Raw genomic sequence first — 11815 nt, 5'->3', positions numbered from 1 at the left:
GGGTATGGCGCTTTGGCTTTGCTCGCCGTATTCTAAAAACAATGCCAGCTTGTAATGTAAATGGGTGGGGCATTGCGCTTTTAAGTCAGCTAAGTTTTGTGTGTCGGCCGCTAAAATTAAATCAAACTCAGTAAAATCGCTGCTACGCACTTGGCGCGAAAAAATACCTTTAAAGCTATAACCACGTTTTTCACCCGCAGCCATTGAGCGGCTATCTGGCGTTTTACCTTCGTGGTAGCCAATAGTCCCTGCCGAGTCTACCTTAACCTCAACACCTAATTTTTTAGCGCGCGCTTTTAACACCGCCTCTGCTGTGGGCGAGCGGCAAATATTACCTAAACACACTATCAGTACTTTTTTCATTAAGGCTCCTTTAGCTAATTTAACCACCTAGGCTTTAAAACTGTTTTAATATAGCCTCGTTATAGTCATCGGCATTTAAAGTCAGGTTATACTTGGCCGCCACACTATCAAGCTCGGCTTGTTTTATANGCCGTGAGCCCGCATAACTATAATGAATCGCTAACAATGCATCGGTATTACCCTCGCGCCCTGCCGCTTTTAGCTTTGGCATTTTGCGGGTTACTTTATTAAGCGCTTGTTTAAGCTCCCACACGTACACCACTTCGGTCATAAAACTATGGGTACGGTATTTATTTAACAGCCAGCCAATGGCTAAACTTGTTATAACAACACCGGTTAAATTCCAATGAAAGTGACTCCCGCTTTCATCAGGAAACAACGCAATTAACGTTTGCGATATAGCCAAGCTGCCAACAGCTAAACCCGCCGCACACCCTACAATTACCCTATTTAAATGTTTGCGGTAACGTGCTTTATCTATTTGTATGAGTTGCATAACAGCCTAAAAAATTAATAAGTAAAAATATAGCGAACGCTATTGTAACTAAACCCCGCAATTTTTATAAAATTATTTAACCCCTTTTTGATTTGCCCTCCGTTATAGCTTTTAAACAACCCAATAAGTTTACTCGGAGCGGCTCATGCACACACTTGAAGTACCCAATAATTCAGCATTTATTAAAACATCAACCGNCGGCGCAGTAATGACCTTTGCCGCCTTTGCATTTATGCAATACTTAATTAGTGGCGAGCAGCGCGCACCTATAAAACTCGGCGACGATATTATTGTAGAGATTTTTCAGGCGCCAGAGGATTCACAAGTTAGGCATATACAAAAAATACAGCCACCACCGCCTGTGCCAAAAACGCCGCCTAAAGCGCCACCAATCGATACCTCAAACGACCCTGTAATAGCGATTAACGAATTAACACCAATCACTATTGATGATTTTGGAGATGACATAAATAGCACGATTAACCGCCCAACAGGCGATGCAACACCCATAGTGCGCATAAATCCAAAATACCCAACATCTGCTGCGCGTAATGGCATAGAAGGCTGGGTACAACTGAGCTTTAGTATTTCGCCCACCGGAGAAGTAATAAACCCAGTGGTAATAAATGCCGAGCCCAAACGTACCTTTGACCGCGAAGCAATAAGAGCCATAAAACGCTGGAAATATCGCCCCAAAGTAATAGAAGGTGTGGCACAATTACAAACAGATCAAACCGTACAGCTCGATTTTAAATTAGATAACTCTATTTAACGGACTAAACGCCTATGCTACTCAGTATTAAGTCATGGTTATTTGAAACGCCAAGCAAGGATTGCATGGCAAGTTACGCAAAAAGTGGCGACAACCGCCACTTAGAGCAGCTTATTGCCTTATACAGTAACGACTTATACCACTACCTGGTGACGCAATCTAATACGCATTTAGCATACGACGTAAGCCAACAAACCTGGCTAAAAGTAATCGAAAAACGCCACCTTTACCAAGCTCAAACCACGCCAAAAGCGTGGTTATTTAAACTCGCGCGCAACACATTAGTAGACGAATACCGCAAACAGCAGCGCTTTGTAGAGCTTGACGAAAACACCCACCTACCCGCGCAGCAAAATGAGCAAGGTAATAACAATAGTATTAGCAATATAAATTACCAAGCGTTCGATAGCGCACTCAAGCAACTGAGCTTTGTGCAACGCGAAGCCATTACCTTACAACAAGAAGGCTTTAGCCTTGCCGACATAGAGCTTATAACGCAAAGCAACCATGAGAGCGTAAAAACAAGGCTGCGCTATGCCAAGCAAAACCTTAAACGTTTATTAGGAGCAAACAATGAACAAGCCTGATGAGCAGTTTGATCAAAAGCTCACTCAACACTACAAAGAGCGAAAAGCACGCACTACACTCAGCGCTTCCCAACAAAAAGCGTTACTTAACAATGCAAGCCATAAAAAGCCCTCAAGGCTTAGTTTTACGCTACAGTTAACCAGCCTTGCCTGCGCACTGGGCGTATTCGCATTTATTGTATTTGATAACAGCAATGGCATTAACTACGCACCTAAAACGGTGCTTAACACTATCGATATTCACGACTACTCAATTATTAAAACCCACGAAATAAACCCATCGGGCAGTTACACAAGCGCCATTACCGAGCAAAAACACGCACTCGATACTCAGCACGCTAATAGCTTGCGCTTACACCAACAACGCCACATAGAATACGGCACGCTCGTAAAGGTTGATAACGACTGGTTCATAGCCAGCTGTAATGACGAGGTACTGGTACAAATTAAGCAATCACTGCTCAGTGATTTAAAGGGTAAACATGCGGTAGAAAGTGGTCTAAATACGGGTGATATGCTGGCTATGGCGCATAACGGTAAAGGGCAGATTGTAGCGCTTAAACATGCGGGAGTTGGGGTTAGGCAGTGTGGGGCTTAGGTGGTTTAGCTCAGTTAATGTTGGTGGTAATTTAGATATTTATTACCACCGAGAACACAGAGGCGCTTCGCGCTGCACAGAGGTAGTTAACTATCGCCCATATAATCTAATGGTGAGGAAAGCTCTATAAAATCACGATATTGCTCTTTAGTAATTTTGTTATATGCATCTTTTACATAAATATATCTAATCAAAGACTTAGCCACTTCATATTGAGTAGAATCATTGCATTCCCGTAATTCTTTTTCAGCTTGCTCTAATTCAGTTAACTTCCTCCCCTGTGTGTTTCCAAATCCTGCAAAAACAAGTGATGTTTCAACTACAAAAATTTGGCAGAAAAAATACTCTATGTAATGCTTTAATTTAATTACTTTCTTCGTATCTTTGTAGCGGTTAATTATACAGTTCGGCTCCTTACTATATAATTTTGAATCAATAAAAAATATAACATCCCTTTCTAAATCTACGGGTAGTATTTCTTCTGATAAATAATCAGATAACTTTATATTTTGTGTATCGCTTTTCTGAGTTAGTTTTGTTCTCTTAAACCTTCCACTTATTATTTCTTCATATAAAGAATAATCTTTTTCATAGATACAAAACAAAACCGTGAGCACAAGTACATCAATTTTTTTACCACTTGGTAAATTCACAATAATAGCTGTAATACGCTCAGTAATTTGAATAGCTGTTCTTGCTGATACCTCAAAGGCATCTAATACAACTGAAATATTAGCTAAAGCAGTTTCGGGGTTTTCTGTGCGGGGGAGTAGCTCAATATTTTTACTTTCTAAATACGCAGTTTCAAATTTAGTTGTATCGCTGTGTACTAATAAAAAGTCTTTTAAAACAGGACGCTTTAAACTGTAACGACTATTAAAAAAACGGCCTAAATAAACCTTTGCATCAAACCCTTCACCATAAATTGATTTAATTGTATGTTGAAGCTGATCGGTATCCGTAGCCACGACAAATACGATACCTTTTACATCAAAAATATGTTTAATCGTCTCTAGCATTTCTACTGCATAACTTGGGCGACAACGGTCTAACTCATCAATAAAAATAAATATAGGTAACGACTTATCTTTTTGCTTTTCAAACTTACAGACCCAATCATCTAACTTAGATTTTATTACTTCAATACTTTTGTTTTTAGCTTCATGATCTTTAATTAAGTTTTGCGCAAGCGCCTTTACAGCAGGCGAAAAGTCGCTGCCAGTTAACTTGTTAGAATTTTGCTTTTGATCATCTTCAATTTCTTCATCAGAGAATAGTAATGTGTGTAACTCATCTAAATCTATGCCTGATATTTTTTTAGTTAGGCCTTGTGCAATAGCAGGTGCAACGGCCTTAAACATAGAAACTGCACTCTTAGGAATAGTTATATTAAACTTAGCCTGACGTTGAAGCTGCTTGATGATACCTGCAATTACAGTTAAAAATGGGTCGTCTGAATAGTCTTGCTGCCATGCATCAATATATACAACAGGAAAATCTACTATTAATTCTCGTGACCAACGCTTAAGAAAATAGGTTTTACCTGCCCCCCATTCAGCATTGAGATTTAATACATAGTTTTTCTTTTGCTCATCATCAGGCCTACTTTCGTCATAACCTTCTTGAGCCAATAGCCTTGATAAGAAAGTGGCGTAGCGAGCTCTATCTAATTTATCTGCAGGAAAATATTCCTCTAATGGTGGCTTAGTTGCTTCACTCCAATTAAATTCTTTCATTTAATTCCCTCTAAATAGTCTTTTTTACATAGTGCAATATAAAACGCTCTATCGCTGAGTTCTCCGAGCTAACGCCCGACGCGCCAGCGCTGTACGCCTACAACAAACACTACATATAATTAGCTTTGGGTTTGCTCATTGCATCGGTGATACGTTGGGTTTCGTGTCACTCAACCCAACCTACTTCGCTAATATCTTATAAATCAGCGTTAATGACTACTGCTTTAAAAGTCGTTGTTCTGGATTGTGTAAGTATTTTAAGCCGATGGTCACTATACGTGTATGTACCATTGTTATAACGCGTAGTTGAACATTACCAATAACCACAATTGAGCCTTTACTGATTTCTCCTGAGAGCTTTTGGTTGATCACTTCTTCCAAGCTTATACCCTCTGGCGCGTCTATTTTCATGTGATATGAGTAAAATATATCGCCTACTAGCGTAACCCCTTTCACTTTAAGTTCGTTGCGCGCTAAGTGACTGTCTTGGTGGTTTGTTTTATCGGTTGCTGTAAAAACTAAATCAACAAAAGGTCTGTTAGCGGGTTTTAAAACAACAAATAAATGATCGTTTGGTTTTAGTTTAGTTGAGCCGCGTGGCGGTATGATTGAAGGCCCTCGTGTGATCATGGCTACAACTACACTTTCTGGTAGTGCAGCATGTGACAAACTGCGCCCAGAAACGCGAGAAACCTCACTTAACGTGTACTCTACAATTTCTATATCAATATCATTTAAGGCGGTAATTTCGAGCGTTGCAGCTGCTAAATCGGGTGGCGGCTCTATTAAACTTAACTTTTTAGCCATCCAAGGCATAGTTGAGCCTTGCAACGTGGCCGAGATTAACACCACGAAAAAAACCACATTAAAAATAAGCTCCGCCCCTGAAAGGCCAAACAACAGTGGGAATATAGCTAAAATAATCGGCACTGAGCCTCTTAGCCCCACCCAAGATACAAATAATGTTTCGCGATTATTAAAGCCAAATAATTTTAAAATTGGCGCTACCGCTAGTGGGCGAGCAACAAAAATAAGTGCCAGTGCTATTAACAACCCTTCTAGCCATACATCAACCAACGACGAGGGGTTAATTAAAAGCCCCAATACAACAAACATGGTTATTTGCCCAAGCCACGCTAAACCATCGTGAAACAGAAAAATGCCGCGTTTATATACAAATTTACTGTTACCTAAAATAACGCCGGTTATAAATACAGCTAAAAAGCCACTGCCGCCAAGCGTTGCAGAAAGGCCAAAAGAAAGCAGCCCAAATGCGGTTACCATTACTAAATACAAACCTGATGCATTTAATTTTATTCGATTAATAAACCACACCGACACCTTACCAATTAAAAACCCACAAACGGCGCCTACGCCCATTTGCTGGGCAAATAACTGCAGTAAACCCAACCCTATTGGCATGTCGTTCACTAGCATTTCGAGCAAACCAACCGTTAAAAAAATAGCCATTGGGTCGTTCGAGGCACTTTCTATTTCAAGGGTTGATTTAAGCTTTTTATTTAGGTGAATACCGGCGCTACGTAAAAGTGCAAATACGGCAGCGGCATCTGTTGAGCCCACAATCGCGCCCAGCAAAACGCCTTGTAATACGGGTAAGTCTAAAATATAAGTGGCGACAAGACCGGTAATTACAGCCGTTAAAAGCACCCCGACCGTTGCTAAAGCCGAAGCAGGTTTCCACACTTGTTTAATTGAACTGGTTGGCGTTTGTAGCCCACCATCAAATAGAATAATAGCCAGTGCTAGCGTGCCTAGAGCATGAGCCGCCTCTGCGTTATCAAATGATATACCTGCAATACCGTCTTCACCTGCAAGCATGCCCACCAGTAAAAATAGCACCAGCACGGGTAAGCCAACGCGCGCAGATAGCTTGCTCGAGATAACCCCTAGTAAAATTAAAATGGCACTAACAAGAATGATATTATCTATTACAAACATAGTGTGGGTTTACAGCCTTGTATAAGTTAAAAAGTAAGAATTTATAGCTATTAAAAAGCTTAAAGCTCATACCATACAATAACCTAAAAAATATAAATACGGGTACTTAACTGCATATTTAAAACAAAAAAGCCTGCGATTAAGCAGGCCTTTGAGTATTTAAACGAGCAAATTTTATAACACTATTATGCTTGTTACTAAGTACGCTATAAACGTCAGTGCGCCGCCAAATAACGCATACGGTAGCTGCGTTTTAACGTGGGTGAGTAAATCACACCCCGAGGCGAGTGCCGATACAGCGCTGGTGTCGGATATAGGCGAGCAGTGATCGCCAAATATACCGCCGCCTAAAATAGCGCCTACCACCAGTGAAGGTGGCAAACCGAGCGCTTGAATAAGCGGTACGCCAATAGGAATAAGTATGGCAAATGTGCCCCACGATGTACCCGTAGTAAACGACATAACCGCGCCGGTTAAAAACAGCACTGGTACAATTAAGTAAATAGGTAGGTAATCGCCCACTAGTGATGCGACAAATACGCCCGTGCCTAGCTCTTTTAAGCTTGCGCCCAGTGTAAGTGAAAGCAATACAATGCTCACCAGCGGTAATAACTCGCCCATGCCTTTAAAGCCGGTATCGACTAATTGATGGTGAGTAAATTGGCGCGAGCTAATCATTAAAACATATGCAACTACAATGGCTAATACCGTTGCGTATAAAACCGATTTAGAGCCGCTGCCTTCTGCAAGTACGCCGTTGCCGGTGTAAAACATAAAGCCTACCATGCTCACAATTAGGGTAAGTAATGGCACTAGCATGTAACGCGCTTTAGAGCCTTTTACTTCTTCTTTTAGATCGGTTTTTTGCAGCTCTAGCTTTTGCTCGGCTTCTTTCATTGGGCCGTGTACTTTATCAAACGCGATAGTGTAAAACACAATGACTAACGTGATAATCGCGTAAAAGTTATACCCTACGCTGCCCCATAAAATAGAAACTGCCGATTCGCTTAGCTCGTAATTGCCAAGTAAACCCAGTACAAATGCGCCCCAACCGTTAAGTAATATTAAAATACACACCGGTGCACTGGTACTATCAATAATATAAGCAAGACGGGCTCGGCTCATTTTAAACTTGTCGAACAAGCCTCGCGATACAATACCTGAGGTTAATACGCTGAGGTTTGACTCTATAAATACCGCGATGCCGGTAAACATGGTTAAAAAGCCAACTTGGCGCTTACTTTTTGCAATGCCTTTATTCATAAGCATATTAACGGTGGCTGCTACGCCGCCTGATTCGCGTATGTAGGCAAGCAAGGCACCAATCATAATACTGAATATTAAAATGCGAGTGTTACCCGGCGAGCTGGCTACCGATATTATGCGCTCAATGGTATTTAAAAATGTAGCAAATAAGGTATTACCCTCGCCTTGTATAGCGAGTAAAAATTCTGATGAAGCCACGGCCACCAAAAGTGCCATTATTACTTCTTTTCGCCAAAATACGATAGCGATAGCAATGAGCGGCGGTAATATAGAATACCAAGACATAAATTAACCTTTATTAATAGCGAAGTGCGTTCGCTTTATTCACGTTGAAACGCTTATTTTACAGGCCGTTTTAAAAATGTGGCCTGAATTTGTAAACCGCTTAGCTTAATGGATTGGCTTAGTTAAGTCACCTGCAAATAAATCACTTAAGGCACTGCACTTAGGCCGTTTTAGCCTAAACGATAATTTATTGATTTAGTAGTGCTTCGTAAATAAGCGATACCACCGAGCCATATTGCGCGGTCTCGTATTGTTTGCCCAAAAACTGGTAATGTTTTTGGCTTCCTTTTATTTTTGTGTGCCGTGCATTGGTCAATAAAATAATGGCTAAATCGTAGGTTGGATCAATAACCGTTACTGTGCCCGTCCAGCCAGTGTGCCCATACGCTTGTGCACTTGCGTAAGGGCCAAAATGCCAACGCCTGGCTTGGTTGTTACCTGCAAGCCTAAAGCCTAGGCCATAGGTTTCGTTGTTTAATTGTGGCGTTACAAACTGCGCTAAGGTTGATGCGCTAAATAACTGGGTATTGCCAAAACCACCTTGGTTTAATAGTACTTGGCAAAGCACAGCTAAATCGGGTGCGTTACTAAATAAGCCGGCATGCCCTGCTACGCCATCAAACGAATAAAATGCTCGCTCGTCGTGCACTTCGCCTTGTAAAACATTGGTACGAATATTATCAAAGGTAATACGGCCATCACGAGTGTTGCCGCTAAGCTCGGTTGCTGCAAATTCAGCGCGTTTAAAGCCCTTTTTAAGTGGGTTAAATACCGTATTGGTCAGTTTAAGTGGGGCGTAAATGTGTTGCTCTAGGTAGTCATCAAGTGGTTGCCCGGTTATACGCTCAACTAGTACGCCTAAAATCATGTAATCAATATCGGAGTAAACAGCTTGTGCGGGGTATTTATTGCTCAGCGGCACTTGCGTAAGTAACAGCTGCTTTGTAGTTTGGCTATTTTGCGAAAAATACGCATCGCCATTTTTAGCGCCTTTACGATGAAAATCAAACACCGGAGGGTAACCCGCTGTATGCGTGAGTAAATCTTTAACTGTGCGCAGCTTGCGGCCATCACCTTTGTATTCGGGTAAGTAACTTTGTACGGGCTTGTTTATATTTAAAAGCCCTTCGCTTACAAGTTTCATAAGGGCAAAATTAGTGGCAAATATTTTGGTGTTAGAGGCTAAATCAAACAGAGTATGTGTTTGCATTGGCTCTGGGCGTAGTAGCATTAAATCACTTTGCTGGTACTGTTTGGCATCGCCATAGGCACTAAGCTTTATTAGTTCACCACTTTTAATAACAGCCAATACAGCACCAGGAAAACCAGCTTGTATGTCTTTTTCAATAAGGGCATCGACCTGGCTAAAGTCTATATTACTTTGCGCAGCGGTACTTAAGGTTGGAAACTCAAAGCGCAAGGTAAGGCTTGCGCCTTTAGGTTTAATATTTTCAACCTTAAACGTATTTACCCCGTTGTGGGTGCGCCTTGCTAGCGAATACTCATATAAAGTATTGGCGGCTAATTGGTTGGTAATATTAAGCTTTTGGTTATTTATAAAAATATCGGCGCTTATCGCGTTATTATTTTGAATTAATAACTGCCCTCGCCCTTTATACGCTTTAAATGTGCCACGGTTATTTACGTACTCACGGCTACTTGGGTTAGCCTCAGGAAAAGTGACAATAACTTGGGCGTTTGGAAGCGTTACTAATTTGCTTTGCTTAAGTTCACTTGCTGTAAACTCATTTGGCTTATTTGCCGTACTGCACGCTACAAGAGTAATACTAACAAGCGCCAATAAAGCCTTTTTAAAACAGCTGCTTAATGTTTTTTTTATTACTAAAGCCATTTGCACCCCTTACTTGTACAGCAAATACGGCGCTCGTTGCTTTTTAAATGCTGCAAGCCCTTGCTGCCAACTTTGTTTTATTTGCCGCTCTGATTGCCCTGCTTCAATAGCTAACCGTAGTTTGTTGGTACCAGCCAATTTATCCATAAAATCAGCGCGTTCAAAAAAGGTAATATTGTTTTTAGATAATTTATTATAAGCCGTTATTAAGTAACTTAAATCAAGCCCGCGCGTGTTTGTTGTGCGTAAATCGAGCCCTTTTACAGGAGTATTTTTAAATTTAGGGTTTGCTGCCGCCCCTTTAATAGAGCGCGGTGTAAAACTAAAATCCCCAAGCGTAACGGGCGAGTAGCCAATTACTTGAAACGCAAAGTCGGTGCCTCTGCCAATACTTACAGGGGTTGCCTCAAAAAAGCACAGCGACGGATACAGCGCAATTGATTGATCGTTCGGTAAATTAGGGCTGGGTTTTACAGGTAAACTGTAGGATGTTAAGCGCGTGTAATGATCAACCGGGATCACAGTAAGCTTTAAATCAGCCGCTTTATTGATCCAGCTTTCGCCTTTGATCATTTTTGCAAGCTCGCCTACCGTCATGCCGTGCAGCACGGGTATTGGGTGCATACCTACAAACGATTTAAATTGGCGCTCAAGTATTGGCCCATCAACGAAGGTAATATTGGGGTTTGGCCTATCAAGCACAATAAACTCAATACCTTGTTCGGCTGCGGCTTCCATCATGTAATGCATAGAGCTTATGTAGGTATAAAAGCGCACGCCCACATCTTGTATATCAAAAATAATAGCATCTACTTCGCTTAGAGCCTCAGCGCTTGGTTTTTTGTTTTTGCCATAAATAGAAATAAGCGGGATACCGGTTTTACTATCAACCGCATTTTTAACATGGGCTCCAGCGTCGTGATCGCCTCTAAAGCCATGCTCAGGTGCAAAAATTTTGGTTATGGTTATATTTTTAGTGAGTAAAGCATCAACCAAATGAGTATTTTCAACAAGCGATGTTTGATTTACCACAAGGCCAACACGTTTATTTTGTAGCTGTGGCAAATAATGTTTGTATTGAGCAGCGCCAACAATTGGCGTTGTTTGAGCTGTGTGAGCGTGCGCGCCCACATTAAAAATAGTGATAATAAATAGTAAAACACAGGTGATGAATACAGCTTTAAACATACAGCAAGTTCCTTTTAAGCAAGGTGTTTAAAATACCACAGCTTAAGTTAAAGAGCAGTGAATGGTTTTGAGCTGTACATAAATAACTAGAAGCAGCGCTTCTTACATGAGCACGCTTACGTCTACGACGATTTAACTCAGAGTTAAAGTTTCCCCGTAGGCGCTAAGCTTGCTAGCGCGACGAGCATCGCTCGTAAATAGTTTTGAATAAATGCATAAGTAATTAGAAGCTATGCTTCTAATGTGAGCAAGCTCTATGTCTACGCTGAGATTTTTAGCTGGGGTGTTTGTTTGGCATAGCTGATAGCTTTCTCAAAATTCAGATACAAAAAAACCGACTTAATATCGGCTTATGTATGAAAGTGGTGGGCGCAGGACGTATCTTCTAAGAGTGAACCTCCGACCGCTTGGCTTTAAGCCAACACTTTACTTATTTATACTCTAAGCAGAGTCTATGAAAGTGGTGGGCGCAGGAGGATTCGAACCTCCGACCGCCTGGTTCGTAGCCAGGTACTCTATCCAGCTGAGCTATGCGCCCACTTTCATTTTTTTTATTTATACTCTAAGTGGAGTTTCTGAAACAATAAATATAAGTATACATCGTAAAATATGCGCTTAACTTATATGCTATTTCAGACACAAAAAAACCGACTTTTGTCGGCTTATTTATGAAAGTGGTGGGCGCAGGAGGATTCGAACCTCCGACCGCCTGG

Annotated in this window: 10 protein-coding genes and 1 tRNA gene; 3 read left to right on the top strand and 8 right to left on the bottom strand. The window is 41.2% G+C overall.

Features of this window, described 5'->3' with window-relative positions:
* Nucleotides 1–363 (bottom strand): low molecular weight protein-tyrosine-phosphatase (locus L650_RS0117770; protein ID WP_029773941.1); only part of this gene is annotated, 363 nt, incomplete at its 3' end.
* A gap of 34 nt (nucleotides 364–397) precedes the next feature.
* Nucleotides 398–859, bottom strand: a complete 462-nt coding sequence (locus L650_RS0117765) for a DUF3087 domain-containing protein (RefSeq protein ID WP_029773940.1) — start codon at nucleotides 857–859, stop codon at nucleotides 398–400.
* Nucleotides 860–1004: 145 nt separating this feature from the next.
* Between L650_RS0117765 and L650_RS0117760 the strand changes: the two genes are divergently transcribed.
* Genes L650_RS0117760 through L650_RS0117750 form a run of 3 tightly spaced genes read left to right on the top strand, consistent with a single transcriptional unit; the run spans nucleotide 1005 to nucleotide 2816 of the window.
* Entirely contained in the window at nucleotides 1005–1631 is a 627-nt protein-coding gene (locus tag L650_RS0117760; protein ID WP_029773939.1) for an energy transducer TonB, read from the top strand.
* Between the two features lie 14 nt (nucleotides 1632–1645).
* A complete protein-coding gene (locus L650_RS0117755) occupies nucleotides 1646–2218 on the top strand; it encodes a sigma-70 family RNA polymerase sigma factor (RefSeq protein ID WP_085065520.1) in 573 nt (190 codons plus the stop codon).
* On the top strand, nucleotides 2205–2816 hold the full coding sequence (locus L650_RS0117750) for a hypothetical protein (protein ID WP_029773937.1): 612 nt from the start codon (nucleotides 2205–2207) through the stop codon (nucleotides 2814–2816). Before L650_RS0117755 ends, L650_RS0117750 begins: the two co-directional genes overlap by 14 nt.
* Nucleotides 2817–2902: 86 nt before the next feature.
* On the opposite strand, the gene L650_RS0117745 is transcribed toward L650_RS0117750, so the two are convergent.
* The 6 genes from L650_RS0117745 to L650_RS0117720 form a co-directional block, all read right to left on the bottom strand.
* Entirely contained in the window at nucleotides 2903–4552 is a 1650-nt protein-coding gene (locus tag L650_RS0117745; RefSeq protein WP_029773936.1) for a P-loop NTPase fold protein, read from the bottom strand.
* A 216-nt stretch (nucleotides 4553–4768) separates the two neighbouring features.
* A complete protein-coding gene (locus tag L650_RS0117740) occupies nucleotides 4769–6511 on the bottom strand; it encodes a potassium/proton antiporter (RefSeq protein WP_004587502.1) in 1743 nt (580 codons plus the stop codon).
* Between the two features lie 174 nt (nucleotides 6512–6685).
* On the bottom strand, nucleotides 6686–8062 hold the full coding sequence (locus L650_RS0117735; RefSeq protein ID WP_029773935.1) for a Na+/H+ antiporter NhaC family protein: 1377 nt from the start codon (nucleotides 8060–8062) through the stop codon (nucleotides 6686–6688).
* A 187-nt stretch (nucleotides 8063–8249) separates the two neighbouring features.
* Nucleotides 8250–9914 (bottom strand): penicillin binding protein PBP4B, encoded by a 1665-nt coding sequence (gene pbp4b / locus L650_RS0117730; RefSeq protein WP_029773934.1) that lies wholly within the window; start codon nucleotides 9912–9914, stop codon nucleotides 8250–8252.
* Between the two features lie 9 nt (nucleotides 9915–9923).
* Complete coding sequence (locus L650_RS0117725) at nucleotides 9924–11102, bottom strand: exo-beta-N-acetylmuramidase NamZ domain-containing protein (RefSeq protein WP_029773933.1); 1179 nt, start codon at nucleotides 11100–11102, stop codon at nucleotides 9924–9926.
* A 461-nt stretch (nucleotides 11103–11563) separates the two neighbouring features.
* Nucleotides 11564–11640: transfer RNA gene (locus L650_RS0117720), tRNA-Arg, on the bottom strand.
* Nucleotides 11641–11815: the final 175 nt, after the last annotated feature.

It is taken from the genome of Pseudoalteromonas sp. TB51, assembly GCF_000498055.1.
GTDB classification, from domain to species: domain Bacteria; phylum Pseudomonadota; class Gammaproteobacteria; order Enterobacterales; family Alteromonadaceae; genus Pseudoalteromonas; species Pseudoalteromonas atlantica.
Note: the sequence above shows the minus strand (reverse complement) of the source record. Positions and strands in the feature narration are given on the sequence as shown.

Excerpts from the sequence above, each read along its gene's own strand:
- pbp4b (WP_029773934.1), bottom strand. The coding sequence starts at position 9,914 with ATGGCTTTAGTAATAAAAAAAACATTAAGCAGCTGTTTTAAAAAGGCT.
- L650_RS0117735 (WP_029773935.1), bottom strand. The coding sequence starts at position 8,062 with ATGTCTTGGTATTCTATATTACCGCCGCTCATTGCTATCGCTATCGTA.
- L650_RS0117745 (WP_029773936.1), bottom strand. The coding sequence starts at position 4,552 with ATGAAAGAATTTAATTGGAGTGAAGCAACTAAGCCACCATTAGAGGAA.
- L650_RS0117750 (WP_029773937.1), top strand. The coding sequence starts at position 2,205 with ATGAACAAGCCTGATGAGCAGTTTGATCAAAAGCTCACTCAACACTAC.
- L650_RS0117755 (WP_085065520.1), top strand. The coding sequence starts at position 1,646 with ATGCTACTCAGTATTAAGTCATGGTTATTTGAAACGCCAAGCAAGGAT.
- L650_RS0117725 (WP_029773933.1), bottom strand. The coding sequence starts at position 11,102 with ATGTTTAAAGCTGTATTCATCACCTGTGTTTTACTATTTATTATCACT.
- L650_RS0117740 (WP_004587502.1), bottom strand. The coding sequence starts at position 6,511 with ATGTTTGTAATAGATAATATCATTCTTGTTAGTGCCATTTTAATTTTA.